Origin of the sequence: Sedimentitalea nanhaiensis DSM 24252 (assembly GCF_000473225.1) — a bacterium.
GTDB lineage: Bacteria > Pseudomonadota > Alphaproteobacteria > Rhodobacterales > Rhodobacteraceae > Sedimentitalea > Sedimentitalea nanhaiensis.
Map to the genome: position 1 here is coordinate 3,447,357 of NZ_KI421509.1, position 16,834 is coordinate 3,464,190.

At 62.6% G+C, this 16,834-nt stretch carries 15 protein-coding genes; 12 read left to right on the forward strand and 3 right to left on the reverse strand.

Translation table 11 applies throughout. The features are described from left to right. Positions 1–53: 53 nt before the first annotated feature. The 3 genes from topA to tldD all read right to left on the reverse strand — a co-directional run bounded on the left by topA (position 54) and on the right by tldD (position 5,781). Positions 54–2,702: a type I DNA topoisomerase gene (gene topA, locus NANH_RS0118950; RefSeq protein WP_027263490.1), complete on the reverse strand. Its 2,649-nt coding sequence runs from the start codon at positions 2,700–2,702 to the stop codon at positions 54–56. Between the two features lie 280 nt (positions 2,703–2,982). Further along, positions 2,983–4,134: a DNA-processing protein DprA gene (dprA, locus tag NANH_RS0118955; RefSeq protein ID WP_027263491.1), complete on the reverse strand. Its 1,152-nt coding sequence runs from the start codon at positions 4,132–4,134 to the stop codon at positions 2,983–2,985. 225 nt (positions 4,135–4,359) lie between these two features. Beyond that, positions 4,360–5,781 (reverse strand): metalloprotease TldD, encoded by a 1,422-nt coding sequence (gene tldD, locus NANH_RS0118960; protein ID WP_027263492.1) that lies wholly within the window; start codon positions 5,779–5,781, stop codon positions 4,360–4,362. A gap of 180 nt (positions 5,782–5,961) precedes the next feature. On the opposite strand from tldD, the gene coxB reads away from it, so the two are divergent. The 12 genes from coxB to NANH_RS0119020 all read left to right on the forward strand — a co-directional run bounded on the left by coxB (position 5,962) and on the right by NANH_RS0119020 (position 16,818). Further along, on the forward strand, positions 5,962–6,828 hold the full coding sequence (coxB, locus tag NANH_RS0118965) for a cytochrome c oxidase subunit II (RefSeq protein WP_027263493.1): 867 nt from the start codon (positions 5,962–5,964) through the stop codon (positions 6,826–6,828). A 64-nt stretch (positions 6,829–6,892) separates the two neighbouring features. Further along, a complete protein-coding gene (cyoE, locus tag NANH_RS0118970; RefSeq protein WP_027263494.1) occupies positions 6,893–7,834 on the forward strand; it encodes a heme o synthase in 942 nt (313 codons plus the stop codon). Beyond that, positions 7,831–7,992, forward strand: a complete 162-nt coding sequence (locus tag NANH_RS28975; RefSeq protein WP_169730252.1) for a hypothetical protein — start codon at positions 7,831–7,833, stop codon at positions 7,990–7,992. The genes cyoE and NANH_RS28975 overlap by 4 nt, the downstream gene beginning before the upstream one ends. After that, on the forward strand, positions 7,992–8,567 hold the full coding sequence (locus tag NANH_RS0118980) for a cytochrome c oxidase assembly protein (protein ID WP_027263496.1): 576 nt from the start codon (positions 7,992–7,994) through the stop codon (positions 8,565–8,567). The genes NANH_RS28975 and NANH_RS0118980 overlap by 1 nt, the downstream gene beginning before the upstream one ends. Before the next feature lie 22 nt (positions 8,568–8,589). Further along, positions 8,590–9,402, forward strand: coding sequence for a cytochrome c oxidase subunit 3 (locus NANH_RS0118985; RefSeq protein ID WP_027263497.1), 813 nt, complete (start codon positions 8,590–8,592; stop codon positions 9,400–9,402). Between the two features lie 96 nt (positions 9,403–9,498). Beyond that, entirely contained in the window at positions 9,499–10,170 is a 672-nt protein-coding gene (locus NANH_RS0118990) for an SURF1 family protein (protein ID WP_027263498.1), read from the forward strand. Positions 10,171–10,175: 5 nt separating this feature from the next. Continuing rightward, positions 10,176–11,564: a threonine synthase gene (thrC, locus tag NANH_RS0118995; protein ID WP_027263499.1), complete on the forward strand. Its 1,389-nt coding sequence runs from the start codon at positions 10,176–10,178 to the stop codon at positions 11,562–11,564. Continuing rightward, positions 11,561–12,823, forward strand: coding sequence for a M16 family metallopeptidase (locus tag NANH_RS0119000; protein WP_027263500.1), 1,263 nt, complete (start codon positions 11,561–11,563; stop codon positions 12,821–12,823). The genes thrC and NANH_RS0119000 overlap by 4 nt, the downstream gene beginning before the upstream one ends. Before the next feature lie 21 nt (positions 12,824–12,844). Continuing rightward, on the forward strand, positions 12,845–13,429 hold the full coding sequence (locus NANH_RS0119005; protein WP_027263501.1) for a GNAT family N-acetyltransferase: 585 nt from the start codon (positions 12,845–12,847) through the stop codon (positions 13,427–13,429). Positions 13,430–13,575: 146 nt separating this feature from the next. Continuing rightward, entirely contained in the window at positions 13,576–14,406 is an 831-nt protein-coding gene (locus NANH_RS0119010) for an MBL fold metallo-hydrolase (protein WP_036050066.1), read from the forward strand. Between the two features lie 27 nt (positions 14,407–14,433). Beyond that, the gene (locus tag NANH_RS0119015; RefSeq protein WP_027263503.1) at positions 14,434–15,849 is read left to right on the forward strand and encodes an FAD-binding oxidoreductase; all 1,416 of its coding nucleotides are present in this window, start codon (positions 14,434–14,436) and stop codon (positions 15,847–15,849) included. 93 nt (positions 15,850–15,942) lie between these two features. After that, positions 15,943–16,818, forward strand: coding sequence for an S-methyl-5'-thioadenosine phosphorylase (locus tag NANH_RS0119020; RefSeq protein ID WP_027263504.1), 876 nt, complete (start codon positions 15,943–15,945; stop codon positions 16,816–16,818). Positions 16,819–16,834: the final 16 nt, after the last annotated feature.

Below are 16,834 nucleotides of genomic sequence, written 5' to 3' on the forward strand. Positions count from 1 at the left end.
GCTTGTGCCGCTGCACCGCAGGAGAGTCAACGAAATGGCAGGCGGCCGGTCGGCTATTCTGCCGCCGGCTTCTTGTCGGTCGCCTTTGCTGCCGCGGGCTTCTTTCCGGGGGCCTTGGCGGACGCGGTTTTTCTTGTCGCCGGTTTCTTGGCCGGAGCCTTCTTTTTTGGAGCGGCCTTGCGCCGAGTGCCCTTTTTGGCGGCCTTTTCGGCGATCAGTTCGACCGCCTGTTCCATGGTCAGGGCCGTCGCCTCGATCTCTTTCGGCAGGGTGGCGTTGACCTTGTCCCATTTCACATAGGGGCCGTATTTGCCTTCCATGATATTGACCGGACCGCCTTCGTCGGGGTGCTCGCCCAGTTCACGCAGGGTCTTGGCGGCAGCACCGCGCCCGCCCCGGCTGGCGACCTTTTCGGCCAGCAATTGCACAGCCCGGTTCATGCCAACGGTAAACACTTCGTCAAGCGACTCGAGGTTGGCATTGGTGCCACCGCGTTCCGAGGTGCTGGCCGCATGTTTCAGATATGGCCCATAACGCCCGATATTAGCCCAGACCATCACACCATCTTCGGGATGCGGGCCGATGGGACGGGGCAGGGACAGTAATTTCAGCGCCTGTGCCAGATCGATCTCCTGGGGGGGCCAGTCCTTGGGCACGGATTGACGCGGCGGTTTCTTGTTCTCTTCGGTGACCGGTCCACGCTGCACATAGGGGCCGAACCGCCCCTTGAACACACGGATCTCGTCGCCCGCGTCTTCGCCCAACAGCTTGCCGTCGGGCGGGATCGCGCCGTCATCTTCGGCCCCCGGAGGGCCGAAGGCGCGGGTATAGCGGCATTCGGGGTAGTTCGAGCAGCCGATGAATGCCCCTCCCGAGCGTGCTGTGCGCATGGACAGCCGTCCGGCGCCGCAATTCGGACACAGCCGCGGGTCGGTGCCGTCCTCGTTGGGCGGAAACAGGTGTGGTTCAAGCACCTCGTTGATCTTTTCCAGCACTTCGGTGATGCGCAAATCGCTGGTTTCGGCGATGGCAGCGGAAAAGTCGCGCCAGAACCGGTTCAGAACGGCCTTATAGTCCGCATCCCCGGCGCTGACCTGATCCAGTTCGTCTTCGAGACCGGCGGTAAAATCATAGCCGACATATTTGCGGAAATAGTTCTGCAGGAACGCGATCACCAAGCGCCCCTTGTCCTCGGGGATCAGCCGGTTCTTGTCCTTTCGGACATATTCGCGGTCCTGAATCGTGGTGACAATGCTGGCATAGGTCGAGGGCCGTCCGATGCCCAGTTCTTCCATCCGCTTGACGAGTGTTGCCTCGGTATAGCGCGGTGGCGGCTGGGTGAAATGCTGTTCGGGGGTGACGCTGCGCTTGGCCGCCGGCTCACCCTGTGAAATCTGCGGCAGTCGCTTGTCGTCGTCGTCCGTGACAGCATCGTCGCGGCCTTCTTCGTAAACTCGCAAGAAACCGTCAAACAGCAGCACCTGACCGGTTGCGCGCATCTCGACCTGTTCATCCTTGCTGGCAACGATGACTGTAGTGCGCTCAAGGCGTGCGCCTTCCATCTGGCATGCAAGGGTGCGCTTCCAGATCAGATCGTACAGCTTGCGCTGATCCGCATCCATCAGTTTCAACGCGGCGGTGTCCTTGGTCATGTCGGTGGGGCGGATACATTCATGCGCCTCCTGCGCGTTCTTGGCCTTGTTCTTGTACATCCGCGGGCTGGAGGGCACGTATTCGGCGCCAAACCGGTCCTTGATTGCATCGCGCGCCGCATGCACCGCCTCGGGCGCCATATCGATGCCGTCGGTCCGCATATAGGTAATGTGCCCGGCCTCATACAGCCGCTGGGCGACGCTCATGGCCTGCCGCGCGCCCATTCCGAATTTGCGGCTGGCTTCCTGTTGCAGGGTCGAGGTCATGAAGGGCGCGCTGGGATTGCGGTTGGCCGGCTTGGCCTCGACCGACTTGACGGTCAGGTCGCGGCTGGTGATCGCCTGTACCGCCAGTTCGGCCTGGGTTTCGTTTTCGATATCGAACTTGTCCAATTTCTTGCCGGCCAGCAGCGTCAGACGCGCCTCGTATTCCTGACCGCGCGGCGTGGCCAGCAGGGCCTTGACCGACCAGTACTCCCGGGCGCGGAAGGCTTCGATCTCCATTTCGCGCTCGACGATCAGACGCAGGCAGACCGATTGCACCCGCCCGGCCGATTTTGCACCCGGCAATTTGCGCCACAGCACCGGCGACAGGTTGAAACCGACGAGGTAATCCAGCGCCCGGCGGGCCAGATAGGCTTCGACCAGCGGCATGTCGACCTGCCGGGGGTGGGCCATGGCCTCTTCAACGGCAGCCTTGGTGATGGCATTGAAAGTGACGCGCGAAACCGGCGTATCCTTCTTGATCGATTTGCGCTTGGTCAGCGCTTCTTGCAGATGCCAGCTGATCGCTTCGCCTTCGCGGTCGGGGTCTGTCGCGAGGATCAAAGCGTTGTCTTTGGCCAGTGCATCGGCGATGGCCTTCACGTGCTTCTTGCTGTCGCTTGCGACCTCCCATTTCATGTCGAAATCCTGGTCGGGATCGACCGATCCATCCTTGGGGGGCAGGTCGCGCACATGGCCATAGGACGCGAGAACCGTGTAGTCGGGACCCAGGTATTTATTGATGGTTTTTGCTTTGGCTGGGGATTCTACAACAACTACAGGCATTTAACGGGTAACCTCATGCGGCGGACGGTTGGGCTTCTATGGCGGGGCAAGATGTGGGGTGCAAGTCCCGATTGTCAATCCGTGCAAAATGGGCGCATGTTCGCAGGACAGGCTGGGCCTTGACGACCGGGATCGACGTCGGTTCAGAATGGGGCGAAAACACCTGCTCTCCCGCCCTCTGGCATTCATCTGTGGAAAACGGGATCTTGAGTGTATCGATAGAGTGTCCAACTGGGTGCTGTATCGCCGATCGGCTCAGAAACGGGGCGTGGCGCACCGCTCACGGATCCAGTGACAGCAACCCGCCCGATTGGCGCTTGATCTTGCCCTCGAGTTCCAGATCGACCAAGGCCGGAGCCACCTCGCCTGCCGAGGCGGATAAATCGCGGATCAATTGGTCTTCGGCCACCGGCGAGGGGCCCAGCCGCGACAGAATTTGCTGATGCAGGGCTGCGGTCTGTCCCAGATTGCGGCGCTCGGGCGGTGGCGGCGGCAGATCGTCCAGCATGTCGGGCTGGACCTGCATGGGGGGTGGCGCGGTGTCGGGCAGGGCGGCAATCACGTCTTCTGCATTGCGCACCAGGGTCGCACCGTCGCGGATCAGCATGTTGTTGCCTGCCGCACGGGCGTCAAACGGATGGCCTGGCACGGCCAGGACCTCGCGGCCCTGGTCCAGGGCGTCGCGTGCGGTGATCAGGCTGCCTGACCTGGCGGCGGCCTCGACCACCACGACCGCCTGGGCCAGTCCCGAAATGATCCGGTTGCGGCAAGGAAAATGGCGGGCCTGTGGCGTGGTGCCCATAGGCTGCTCCGAGACCAGCAGCCCGGTGGCGGCGATGTCGCGGGCCAGCTGGGTGTTTTCGGTCGGATAAACCACGTCGACTCCGCCGGCCATCACCGCGATGGTACCGGTTTTCAGCGCCGCGATATGGGCGGCTGTGTCAATTCCGCGCGCCAGACCCGAGGCGATGACGTTCCCCTGGGTTCCCAGATCCTGCGACAGGGCGCGGGCCATGCGGGTACCTAGAGAGCTGGCGTTGCGGGCTCCCACCACCGCCACGGTGGGGCGGCCGAGCAGCGATATATCGCCGATCACCCACAGCATCGGCGGGGCGTCGGACAGGTCTGTCAGCATGTTCGGATATGCCGCATCGCCAAGGCACAAAAGCCGCGCACGCGCGGCTTTTGCGGCCTTCATTTCTGCGGCTATGACGCCGGCCGGGCATATTTCATACCCGTCTACTCCGGCGGCGCGCGCCACTTCGGGCAACGCGGCCAGCGCGTTCTGCGCTGTACCATGCTCTGCCAGCAGGCGGTAAAACGTGGTGATACCGACCCTGCGCGAGCGCAACAGACGGAGCCACGCAAACCGATCGTCTTCCGTGGTGGGTGGGAGTGGGGGGTGAGTGGAAGAAATCGTTTCCTCGGTCATCCGTCGCTCCGCCTGCTTGCAGGGAAGGTGTAGCGCCCACGAGGTTAACAGGTCGTAAAGCGCGACAGATTTTTTGTGCATTTTTCACAAAAGCGCCGGGAACAGGTTTGAGGCTCGGATTTCGTGGCCAATTTGCGATATGGCAGCCGTACGGATCGCGTACATACACCGTACATACGGCATGTACGCATCGGCGCGCCGGGCCGATGCGTTCCTGCGATCAGTTCAGGCGGCCGAGCCGCCCACGGTCAGCCCGCCCATCAGCACTGTTGGCTGGCCGACGCCCACGGGCACCCATTGGCCGTCCTTGCCGCAATTGCCCATGCCGGGGTCCAGTTCCATGTCATTGCCCAGCCCGCGAATCCGGGTCAGGGCGGTGGCGCCATCGCCGATCAGGGTTGCGCCCTTGACCGGGGCGCCGATCTTGCCGTCCTGGACGCGGTAGGCCTCGGTGCAGGAGAACACGAACTTGCCGTTGGTAATGTCGACCTGCCCGCCGCCGAACCCGACCGCCCAGATCCCGTCCCTGATCTGGGCCACCAGATCGGCCGGATCGGAATCGCCGCCCAGCATATAGGTGTTTGTCATGCGCGGCATCGGCGCATGGGCATAGCTTTGCCGCCGTCCGTTGCCGGTGGGCGAAACCCCCATCAGCCGCGCATTTTGGCGGTCCTGCATATACCCGACCAGGATACCGTCCTCGATCAGCGTATTGCGGCGCGAGGGCGTGCCTTCGTCGTCGATGGTGATGCTGCCGCGCCGATCCGGGAGTGTGCCGTCATCCAGAACCGTCACGCCGGGCGAGGCAACCCGCCGGCCCATCAGCCCGGCAAAGGCGCTGGTCTCCTTGCGGTTGAAGTCGCCTTCGAGCCCGTGGCCGATGGCTTCGTGCAGCAGGATGCCGGGCCAGCCGGGGCCAAGCGCGACCTCCATCACCCCGGCGGGGGCGGGGACCGCATCGAGATTGACCAGAGCGATGCGCAGCGCCTCGCGCGCCTTGGCCTGCCAATCGGCGGGGGCGATCAGCCCGTCCAGCCCGATGCGGCCACCGCCGCCGGCGCTGCCGGTTTCGCGCCGCCCGCCTTGTTCGACGATGACCGAGACATTGACCCGCGTCATCGGACGCACGTCGCGCAGATGCACCCCGTCCGGGCGCAGGATCTCGATCTCTTGCAAAGAGGCCGCGAGGCTGGCCGAGACCTGGACGACGCGGCTGTCCATGTCGCGGGCAAAAGCGTCGATTTCGCGCAGGGTGTCGATCTTGACCGGAAAGGGCTGTCCGGCGATGGGATCGGCATCGGTATAGAGACGCGCATTGGTCGGTTGCGGCGCGTCCGCCAGAGTGCCGCCGCCATTGCCGACCGCGAGCCGGGCGGTTTCAGCGGCCCGTTTCAGCGCCGCGATGCTCATCTCGGTCGCATGGGCATAGCCGGTCACCTCGCCGTTGACAGCGCGCAGCCCGAATCCTTCGGAAGCGTCATAGCTGGCGGTCTTGAGCCGCCCGTCATCGAACACAAGCGCTTCGGATTTGCGACGTTCGGCAAAGATTTCGCCGTCATCCGCCCCGTCGGTGGCCGCGCGCAGCTCTGACAGCGCGGCGTCCAGCGGCAGCGTGGTTTCAAAGGGGCGGAAGGGGGTATTTGTCATCGCCGGAGACCTCTCGATTTGATCTAAATCAAAAAAAAGCGTCCGTTTGACGCAATCAGATGGCTTTATCTGCTTGCCGGAATATGGTTTCTAGCGACACTAAAGACAACGGGGCAGGTGCGTTTTGATGAATCCGCCTGTACCTCACCGAAAAACGCGATCAAACGATCAGGACATAACATGAAGAACGCTTTCACGCTTTCCGGGGTCGTTACAGCCCTTTCGGCCCTTCCTGCACTGGCGCAAGACGGGCTTGAAATCATCGGCAAGCCGGTCGACGGTCTGACCGGGTTTCAGCCTGCGGCGACCGAACTGGCCCGCGACCAACAGTCGCTGGACTGGTTGATTCTCGTGATCATCACCGCGATCTGCGTCTTTGTGACCGGACTGCTGTTGTATGCGATGTTCCGGTACAGCCGCAGCAGAAACCCGAATCCGGCCAGCTTTACCCACAATTCGCCGGTGGAAGTGGCCTGGACGATCATTCCGATCGTGATTCTGGTGTTCATCGGCGCCTTCAGCCTGCCGGTTCTGTTCAAGCAGCAGGAGATCCCCGAGGCGGACATTACCATCAAGGTGACCGGGTATCAGTGGTACTGGGGCTATGAATATGTCGATCACGAATTCGGCTTTGAAAGCTTCCTGATCGGCGATGGCAAGGTTCTGAACGACGAGGTGATCGCCGAGCTGGAAGAGGCGGGCTATAGCAAAGATGAATTCCTGCTGGCGACCGACACTGCCGTGGTGGTGCCGGTGGGCAAGACCGTGGTGATGCAGGTGACCGGCGCGGATGTGATCCACAGCTGGACGATCCCGGCCTTTGGCGTCAAGCAGGATGCGGTTCCGGGCCGTCTGGCCGAGCTGTGGTTCGCCGCCGAAAAGGAAGGCATCTATTTCGGTCAGTGTTCCGAACTGTGCGGCAAGGACCACGCCTATATGCCGATCACCGTCAAAGTTGTCAGCCAGGAAGCCTATGACGCATGGCTGGACGGCGCGATCGAGGAATACGCGGGCAAACCGCGCAGTGTGACCGTCGCGTCGAACTGAAGATTTGAGTTGAAAGCGCATGGCGGGTAAGCCCGCCGTGCCATTTGCGCCACAAGGGTTTGCGATGAGCGACGTCAGTTTCAATACAGGCCTGCGCGAGGGCGAGGCGGAGTTTGGCGATTTCTTCGCCCTGCTCAAGCCGCGGGTGATGTCGCTGGTCGTGTTCACCGCCCTTGTCGGACTGGTGGCTGCCCCGGTATCGGTGCATCCGCTGATCGGATTTAGCGCCGTGCTGTTCATTGCCATCGGCGGCGGTGCGTCGGGCGCGCTGAACATGTGGTGGGATGCCGATATCGACCGCATCATGCGCCGCACCCGCAATCGCCCCATCCCGTCCGGCAAGGTGAGCGGGCAGGATGCGCTGGCGATCGGGCTGGCGCTGTCGGGGCTGTCGGTGATGATGCTGGCGCTGGCCACCAACCTGATGGCCGGTGCGATGCTGGCCTTTACCATCTTTTTCTACGTCGTGATCTATTCGATGTGGCTGAAACGCAGCACGCCGCAGAACATTGTGATCGGCGGCGCGGCGGGGGCGTTCCCGCCGGTGATCGGCTGGCTGGCCGCAACCGGGACGATGGCGGTCGAGCCGTGGCTGATGTTTGCATTGGTGTTCATGTGGACGCCGCCGCACTTCTGGGCCTTGTGCCTGTTCATGCGCAGCGACTACGATGATGCCGGTGTGCCGATGCTGACCGTGACACACGGTCGTCGCGCGACGCGGGTGCATATTCTCGTCTATACCGTGCTGCTTGCGCTGCTTGCGATCGGAGCAAGCTTTACCGGCATCGGCGGGCCGATCTATCTGACCGTGTCGGTGGTGCTGAACGGTTTGTTCCTGCTGGGCGCCGTACGTATCTGGAGGCGCGACGAAACCGATGCCGAGGGCGACAATTTTGCCGTCGAGCGGCGGTTCTTCAAGCTGTCGCTGCTGTATCTTTTCCTGCATTTCGGCGCGATCCTGGCCGAAGCGGTATTGCGGCCCTATGGCCTGGGAGGCTGGACATGAGTATCAAGACCACGCACGAGTTGCATCATCGCCGGTTCGGGCGCAACCTTGGAGTCGGGCTGATTCTGGCGGCGTTTGCCGCACTGGTCTTTGGCCTGACCATGGTCAAGGTGACCAGCGGCGATTTTGAAGTTCCCAGCGCGGAGAGCTTTAACTGATGGCAATGTCGGGACCCAACCGGACCGTGCTGCAATTGGTGACCGTGGTGATCACCATGGGGGCGTTGGCCTGGGCCTCGGTCCCGTTTTATAACTGGTTCTGCCGGGTCACGGGCTTTGGCGGCACCACCCAGGTCGATACGGCCGGGGCGGACGAGGTGCTGGAGCAGACCATCAAGATTCGTTTTGACGGCTCGCTGACGCGTGGCATGCCCTGGACGTTCAAGCCGGTGGTGCGCGAAATGGAGTTGCAGATCGGTGAGACCGGGCTGGCCTTCTACGAGGCCTACAATCCGACCGACCAGCCGATTGCAGGGCAGGCCAGCTATAATGTCTTTCCCTACGAGGCGGGACCGTTCTTTAACAAGATCGAGTGTTTCTGCTTTACAGAGCAAGTGCTGCAGCCCGGTGAACGGGTGCAGATGCCGGTAACTTTCTATATAGATCCGGAAATCGTCACCGACAGGGACGCAAAATATGTGCATACGATCACGCTGTCGTACACTTTCTACGAAATCGATCTGCCCGGGGGCCAGGCGGCTCTTGACACGGGATCGCAAACAAAAACGAACTAACGCCGCAAGGTGAGGGACATTAATGGCACACGCAAAGAACCACGATTATCACATTCTGCATCCTTCGGTCTGGCCGTTTCTGGGCGCTGCCGCCGGCTTTGTCATGCTGGCTGGCGCGGTGCTGTGGATGCATTCGATCACGCCCTATGTCTTTTGGATCGGGCTGGTGGGTGTGCTTTACACCATGTTCGGCTGGTGGTCCGAAGTGGTGCATGAAAGCCATGTCGGCGACCACACAGCGGTGGTACGGATCGGCCTGCGCTATGGTTTCATCCTGTTTATCATGTCCGAAGTCATGTTCTTTGCGGCCTGGTTCTGGTCGGTGTTCAAGCATCTGATCTATTCCATGCAGGAATATGCCGGCACCGAGTATATTCAGCCCTATATCTATCCGGTCGAGCCGTTCGAATTGCCGCTGATCAATACTGTGATCCTGCTGCTGTCGGGTTGTACCTTGACCTGGGCGCACCATGCGCTGGTGCATGAAAACAACCGCAAGGACATGATTGCCGGGCTGGCGCTGACCGTTGTGCTGGGCATCGGGTTTACCGCGCTGCAGGCCTATGAATACTCGCACCTGTTGCATGAAGGCTGGAAGTTCGGCGACGACATCTTCTACTCCAACTTCTTCATGGCCACCGGCTTTCACGGCTTTCACGTTGTGATCGGCACGATCTTTCTGACTGTCTGCCTGATCCGTTCGATCAAGGGCGATTTCACCCCCGAGCAACATGTCGGGTTCGAGGCCGCCGCCTGGTATTGGCACTTTGTCGATGTGGTCTGGCTGTTTCTGTTCGTGGTTGTCTATATCTGGGGCACGGCCAACTTGGGCTGATCTGCGATTGCGGTTGAAAAACCGCGCTCAGACCTTATCAAGCGAAGCGCGCGGGGTTTCCGCGCGCTTTGTCATTTACCAAGAGGCCTATTGCCGATGCGCCGCATCCTGTTCCTGTTGATCTTTGGCGTGGCCGGATGTTCCGTGCTGATCGGGCTGGCCACATGGCAAATGCAGCGTCTGGATTGGAAACAGGGCGTTCTGGCGCAGATGGACAGCCGCATCGGGGCCGATCCGGTGCCGTTGCCCGCCACGCCCGACCCGGCGGAAGACAAGTATCTGCCAGTGACGGTCGACGGTACGGTTCTGCCGGGCGAATTGCATGTGCTGGTATCGATCAAGCGTGTCGGACCCGGCTATCGCATTATCGCGCCGTTCCTGACCGACGATGGCCGCCGCATTCTGCTGGACCGCGGCTTTGTGCGCACCGAAGCCGCTGACGCGGCACGCAGCACCGGGCCGCTGACCGTGACCGGCAACCTGCATTGGCCGCAGGAGACCGACAGCTATACGCCTGTGCCGGATATGGCCGCCAACATCTGGTTCGCACGTGACGTTCCCGCCATGGCGGCGGCGCTGGAGACGCAGCCGGTCCTGGTGGTGGCGCGGTCGCAAACCGGCCCTGCGGTGACGCCGTTGCCGGTGGACACGGCGGGTATTCCGAACGATCACTTGCAATATGCAATCACCTGGTTTTCGCTGGCCCTGATCTGGGCTTTGATGACCGGCTATTTTCTGTGGCGCACCCGCGCCGGCGACAAGGGCTGACTGACATGAAATATATCTCGACCCGGGGCACCGCGCCTGAGCTGAGCTTTGAAGAGGCGATGTTGACCGGGCTGGCGCGCGACGGCGGGCTGTATGTACCCGCCGAGGTGCCCCGGATGACCGCTGCCGAGATCGCCGCGTTGGCCGGTCTGTCCTATGAGGAGACCGCGTTCCGGGTGATGCGCCCGTTTGTCGGCGATACGTTCAACGACGAGGATTTCCGCGCCATCATCGCGCGGGCCTATGACGGGTTCGGCCATGCCGCCCGCGCGCCGCTGGTGCAACTGGCGCCGAACCATTTCCTGCTCGAGCTGTTTCACGGCCCGACGCTGGCGTTCAAGGATTTTGCCATGCAGCTGATCGGTCAGCTGTTTCAGGCGGCGTTGGAACGCAGTGGCGACCGGGTGACAATCGTGGGGGCCACCAGCGGCGACACGGGGTCTGCCGCCATCGAGGCGTTCAAGGGGTTGTCCAATGTGGATGTGTTCATCCTGTTTCCCCATGGCCGGGTCTCCGAGGTGCAGCGCCGTCAGATGACCACACCGACCGAATCGAATGTGCATGCGCTGGCGGTGGATGGCGATTTCGACGATTGTCAGGCCGCGTTGAAGGACATGTTCAACGATTTTCAGTTCCGCGACGGGGTCAGGCTGGCCGGGGTCAACAGCATCAACTGGGCGCGGGTTCTGGCGCAGGTGGTCTATTACTTCAGCGCCGCCGTCAGTCTGGGTGCGCCGGATCGCAAGGTCAGCTTTACCGTGCCCACCGGAAATTTCGGTGACATCTTTGCGGGCTATATCGCCAAGGGGATGGGGTTGCCCATCGACCGGCTGGTGGTGGCGACCAACCAGAACGATATCCTGCATCGCTGTCTGAGCGGGCAGGGATATCACAAGGGACCGACGCACCCGTCGATCAGCCCGTCGATGGATATCCAGATCAGTTCAAACTTTGAGCGCGTCCTGTTTGATGCCTATGGTCGCGACGGGGCTGCGGTGGCGCAGTTGATGGCGGAACTGAACGCAGGTGGCTTTGACGTCAGTCAGGGGGCGATGGAGTTCCTGCAAGAGCAGTTCGACTCGGGCCGGGCCTCGGAGGCGGAAACGCTGGCAGCCATCAGCGAAACGCTGCGCGACAGTACCGAACTGTTGTGCCCGCATTCCGCCGTGGGTGTGAAAGTGGCCAGGGAGCTGCGCAATCCGGAGGTTCCGATGATCACCCTTGCCACCGCGCATCCGGCCAAGTTTCCGGCCGCGGTGCAGAAGGCAAGCGGCATACATCCGCCTCTTCCCCCCCGGATGTCGGATCTGTATGAGAGGCCGGAACGCGTGCACCGGATCGCCAACGATCTGGACGCGATGAAAGATTACATCAGGGGGCATATCGCCAAGTGACGGTTCAGCAACACACATTGGCCAACGGCTTTCGCATTGTCAGCGAGAACATGCCGGGGCTGCAATCGGCCTCGATTGGCATCTGGGTGACTGCCGGGGCGCGGCATGAACGGGTCGAGCAGAACGGCATCGCGCATTTCCTTGAACATATGGCGTTCAAGGGCACGAAACGGCGCAGCTCGGTTCAGATTGCCGAGGCGATCGAGGATGTGGGCGGCTATATCAACGCTTATACCAGCCGCGAGGTCACGGCCTATTATGCACGGGTGTTGCAGAATGACGTGCCGCTGGCGCTGGATGTGATTGCCGATATCGTGTTGAATCCGGTGTTCGATGCGGGCGAGATCGAGGTGGAGCGCGGGGTGATCCTGCAGGAGATCGGACAGGCGCACGATACGCCGGACGACGTGATTTTCGACTGGTTGCAGGCCGATAGCTATCGCGATCAGCCGCTCGGGCGCACCATTCTGGGTCCGACCGAGCGGGTCAGCGCCTTTTCACGCGAGGATCTGTCTGGCTTTGTCGCCGAGCATTATGGCCCGGAGCAGATGATCCTGTCGGCTGCCGGAGCGGTGGACCACGACGCGCTGGTGCGCACGGCAGAGGCCCTGTTCGGACATCTGAAGCCAACGCCGCTGTTCACGCCTGACATCGCGCGGTTCACCGGTGGCGAGACCCGTAATGTCAAGGCGTTGGAGCAGGCGCATTTTGCGCTGGCGTTCGAGAGCCCGGGCTATCGCGAGGATGCGATCTATACCGCGCAGATCTATTCCAGTGCGCTGGGGGGCGGCATGTCGAGCCGCCTGTTCCAGCAGGTGCGCGAGGCGCGCGGGCTGTGTTACACGATCTTTGCCCAGACAGGGGCCTATGCCGATACCGGCACCACTACGATTTATGCCGGCACCAGTGCGGCGCAGATTGAGGAGTTGGCCGCGATCACCTTTGACGAGATGAAGCGCGCGGCCAGCGACATGAACCCCGAAGAGGTTGCCCGTGCCCGCGCACAGATGAAGGCGGGGATGCTGATGGGGCTGGAGAGCCCGTCCAACCGCGCCGAACGGTTGGCGCGGCTGGTGCAGATCTGGGATGTGGTGCCGCCGCTGGAGGACACCATCGCCCATATCGATGCGGTGAACACCGGCGATGTGCGCGAATTTGCCGAACATATCGCCGCGCAGGCACCGATGGCGCTGGCGCTGTATGGCCCGATCGAGGCCGCCCCCAGCCTTGCCGAGTTGCAGGACAGGCGGGCCGCCTGATGCTGGCCTGAACCGCGCCCGATGCTGTTGGTCAAACGCAAACTGAAGATCGAAACCGAGCGGCTGACGCTGCGCCCGCCGACCCATGGCGATTTTCACTCCTGGACGGCGCTGCGGCATCAGAGCCGCGAATTCCTGACCCCGTGGGAACCCAGCTGGGCGCCGGACCATCTGACCCGCAAGGCCTTTACCAATCGGGTCTATTGGGCGCAGCGCTCGGTTTCGGGCGGCTCGGCGGTGCCGCTGTTTCTGTTGCGGCGCGGCGATCAGGAACTGCTGGGTGCGATCACGCTGGACAATATCCGCCGAGGCCCGGCCCAGGCGGGTACGCTGGGCTATTGGACCGGACAGTGCTTTGCGCGGCAGGGATATATGCGTGAAGCCATCGTGGCTGTGGTGCATCACGCGTTTTCGCAGCTGGATCTGAGTCGGATAGAGGCCGCCTGTCTGCCGGAAAACGCGGCGTCGCGCGGGTTGCTGGAAAGCACCGGGTTCAAATACGAGGGCGTGGCGCAATCCTATTTGCAGATCAACGGGCGCTGGCGCACCCATGTGCTGTATGCGGCGCTGCGCAGCGATCGGCGGGGGCGGACCGACGCCGGCTGAGCGCGTGCCTTTGGGCCGGGTTTGATCCAAAGGCGCGCCTTGCGGCGCATTTCATGTTTTGTCTGACGCAGGCGGACCCGTTGTGATCCGCCAAATATGCGGGAATCCCTGCTGACTTTTGCGCCAACCGATCTATCCTGTGTCTCATGAGGAAACCGGGTTCATGTCTGCTGGCAGGGCTGGTGATGCTGGCCACGGCGGCAGCGGCGCAGGATCGCCGCCCCAGCCATTGCATCGCGATTGCCGATGCAGCGCCGGGACTGCAGTATCTGCATCAGGCCGCGTGGCGCGATCCGGTGCCGGAGTATGCGGTGCGCCTATCCTATATCGCCCATGCCAGTTTCCTGTTGCAGACATCCGGCGGGCTGAATGTGGTGACCGATTTTACCGGTTTCATCGGCACGGCGGACATGGTCCCGGATGTGGTCACGATGAACCATGCGCATGAGACGCACTGGACTGCCTTTCCGGATCCGGCGATCCCTTATGCGCTGCCCGGTTGGGGCGCATTTGGCGAGGGGATCGACCATCATCTGGATCTGGGCGAGATTTTGGTGCGCAATGTATCGACCGATATCCGGTCGCGGTTTGGCGGCGTCGAGGACAACGGCAATTCGATCTTTGTCTTTGAAGTCGCCGGGCTGTGCATCGGCCATCTGGGGCATTTGCATCACGTGCCCAACGACGAACAATTCGCCGCCCTGGGGCGGCTGGATGTGGTGATGGCCCCGGTGGATGGCGGGCTGACGCTGCCGTTGCCCGAGATGATCGCGGTGCTGCAACGGCTGAAATCTTCGGTGGTGATTCCGATGCATTGGTTCAGCGGCTTTGCGCTGGATGCCTTTCTGATCGGCATGGCCGAAGATTTCACCATCTCGCGCCCCGGCACCTCGTCGATCGACCTGTCGCTGCGCGATTTGCCGAACCGCCCGACGGTGGTTGTGTTGCGGCCGCAATATCTGACAGATGTGGATTGAACCGAGGCAATCGACAGCAGGACAGACATGACACTCAATTCAGCCGATGAAGGGTTTGCGGCACAGTTGCGCGCCAAGCTGCCGGAGGCGGTGCTGCGCCCGGTTGCGCCGCGTTACCTGCAAGAGCCGCGCGGGTTGTATCGGGGGCAGGCGGGCGTGCTGGCCCTGCCGCGCAGTGCGCAGGAGGTCGCGATTTTGATCGCCACGGCTACCGCGGCGCGGGTGGGTGTGGTGCCATTTGGCGGCGGAACCGGCTTGGTCGGTGGGCAGATTGCCCCGGACGGCCCGGCACCGTTGCTGATTTCGCTGGAGCGGATGACGGCGGTGCGCAGCGTGCATCCGCAGGAAAACGTGCTGATCGCCGAGGCGGGCACCATTCTGGCCGATGTACAGGCGGCAGCGCGCGGGGTGGGGCGGTTTTTTCCGCTGTCGCTGGCCTCGGAAGGGTCGGCGCGGATCGGGGGCAACCTGTCGACCAACGCGGGCGGGGTCAATGTGCTGCGGTATGGCAATGCCCGCGATCTGTGTCTGGGGCTGGAGGCGGTGCTGCCGGACGGGCGGATCTGGAACGGGTTGACGCGGTTGCGCAAGGACAACACCGGCTATGATCTGAGAAACCTGCTGATCGGGGCCGAGGGCACATTGGGCATTATCACGGCGGCGGCGCTGAAGCTGGCGCCGATCCCGGCGGGCGAGGGGACGGCGTTGATTGTGGTGCCGTCGCCCGAGGCGGCGCTGAAGCTGTTGACGTTGGCGCGGGATCGGCTGGGCGAGACGGTCAGCGCGTTTGAGCTGATGCACCGGCAGGGGCTGGAGTTTCTGGCCGAAGAATTGCCCGATCTGCGCCAGCCCTTTGCCAGCCCGCCGGAATGGTGTGTTCTGATCGAGATTGGCGTGGCCGCCGGGTTGGACCCGCAGGCGGCGCTGGCCGGGCTGTTCGAGAGCGCGCAGCAGCTGGATCTGGCCAGTGACGGGGTGATCGCGCAATCTGCGGCGCAGCGCGACGCGTTATGGGCGGTCCGCGAGCAGATCCCCGAGGCGAACCGGCGCGTCGGGTCGGTATCCAGCCATGACATTTCCGTGCCGCTGGGAGTCTTGCCCGAGTTCATCGCGCGCGCCGGAGCGGCGATTGCCGGGATCGGGGCATTTCGCATCAACTGTTTCGGCCATCTGGGCGACGGCAACCTGCACTACAATGTGTTTCCGTTGCGGGGCCATGACAGGGCCGATTACACACAGTACGGCGCGCGGATTCGACAGGTTATCCATGATCTGGTGGCGTCGCTGGGCGGATCGTTCAGCGCCGAGCATGGTATCGGCCGGTTGAAGGTGGCGGATCTGGAGCATTATGGCGACCCGGTCAAGCTGTCGGCGATGCGGGCGATCAAGGCCGCCCTCGACCCGCATGGCATCATGAACCCTGGCGCGGTGCTGCGGGGATAAGGGGCAGCCGAATTGGGTTGTTGGCGGCGCAAAATTCCGAAAAGATCGCGGTCAGGCGGCCAGGTGCTGCACGGTATGTGAACGGGAGACCCCATGGCTTTGACAAAAATCGGGATCATCGGCGGATCGGGGCTGTATGAGATTGATGGCTTGCAGAACCCGCGACGGGTTGATGTGCACAGCCCCTGGGGAGCGCCCTCGGATGCGATCCTGACCGGGCAGCTGGCGGGCGTCGAGATGGCGTTTCTCCCGCGGCATGGGCGGGGACATGTGTACAGTCCCGGCAGCGTTCCGTACCGTGCCAATATCGACGCGCTCAAGCGGCTGGGGGTGACGGATGTGATCAGCGTTTCGGCTTGTGGTTCGTTTCGCGAGCATATGACCCCCGGCGATTTTGTGATCGTGGATCAGTTTGTCGACCGTACGTTTGCGCGCGATACGTCCTTTTTCGGCCCCGGCTGCGTCGGCCATGTCAGCGTGGCGCATCCGACCTGTGCGCGGCTGAGCGAGGCCTGCGAAACGGCGGCGCGGGGGGCCGGGGTTACGGTGCATCGCGGTGGCACCTATCTGGCGATGGAGGGGCCGCAGTTTTCGACCATGGCGGAATCGCGGCTGTACCGCGATGTCTGGGGCTGTGACGTGATCGGCATGACCAACATGCCCGAGGCCAAACTGGCCCGTGAGGCCGAGCTTTGTTACGCCAGCGTGGCGATGATTACCGATTTCGACAGCTGGCATCCGGACCACGGGGCGGTGGATATTACCGATATCATCGCGACACTGGCGGGGAATGCGGACAAGGCGCGCGCGTTGGTTGAGCGGTTGCCCGACCTGTTGGGGACGGATCGCGCGTCGTGCCCGCATGGCTGTGACCGGGCGTTGGAGCATGCGATTCTGACCGCCCCAGAGGCCCGGGACGGTCAGTTGGTGGCAAAGCTGGATGCGGTGGCCGGGCGGGTGTTGACCTGACGCGCCACCTGCACCG

Excerpts from the sequence above, each read along its gene's own strand:
- NANH_RS0119020 (WP_027263504.1), top strand. The coding sequence starts at position 15,943 with ATGGCTTTGACAAAAATCGGGATCATCGGCGGATCGGGGCTGTATGAG.
- NANH_RS0119005 (WP_027263501.1), top strand. The coding sequence starts at position 12,845 with ATGCTGTTGGTCAAACGCAAACTGAAGATCGAAACCGAGCGGCTGACG.
- dprA (WP_027263491.1), bottom strand. The coding sequence starts at position 4,134 with ATGACCGAGGAAACGATTTCTTCCACTCACCCCCCACTCCCACCCACC.
- NANH_RS28975 (WP_169730252.1), top strand. The coding sequence starts at position 7,831 with ATGAGTATCAAGACCACGCACGAGTTGCATCATCGCCGGTTCGGGCGC.
- NANH_RS0118990 (WP_027263498.1), top strand. The coding sequence starts at position 9,499 with ATGCGCCGCATCCTGTTCCTGTTGATCTTTGGCGTGGCCGGATGTTCC.
- topA (WP_027263490.1), bottom strand. The coding sequence starts at position 2,702 with ATGCCTGTAGTTGTTGTAGAATCCCCAGCCAAAGCAAAAACCATCAAT.
- NANH_RS0118985 (WP_027263497.1), top strand. The coding sequence starts at position 8,590 with ATGGCACACGCAAAGAACCACGATTATCACATTCTGCATCCTTCGGTC.
- cyoE (WP_027263494.1), top strand. The coding sequence starts at position 6,893 with ATGAGCGACGTCAGTTTCAATACAGGCCTGCGCGAGGGCGAGGCGGAG.
- tldD (WP_027263492.1), bottom strand. The coding sequence starts at position 5,781 with ATGACAAATACCCCCTTCCGCCCCTTTGAAACCACGCTGCCGCTGGAC.
- NANH_RS0118980 (WP_027263496.1), top strand. The coding sequence starts at position 7,992 with ATGGCAATGTCGGGACCCAACCGGACCGTGCTGCAATTGGTGACCGTG.
- coxB (WP_027263493.1), top strand. The coding sequence starts at position 5,962 with ATGAAGAACGCTTTCACGCTTTCCGGGGTCGTTACAGCCCTTTCGGCC.
- NANH_RS0119015 (WP_027263503.1), top strand. The coding sequence starts at position 14,434 with ATGACACTCAATTCAGCCGATGAAGGGTTTGCGGCACAGTTGCGCGCC.
- thrC (WP_027263499.1), top strand. The coding sequence starts at position 10,176 with ATGAAATATATCTCGACCCGGGGCACCGCGCCTGAGCTGAGCTTTGAA.
- NANH_RS0119010 (WP_036050066.1), top strand. The coding sequence starts at position 13,576 with ATGAGGAAACCGGGTTCATGTCTGCTGGCAGGGCTGGTGATGCTGGCC.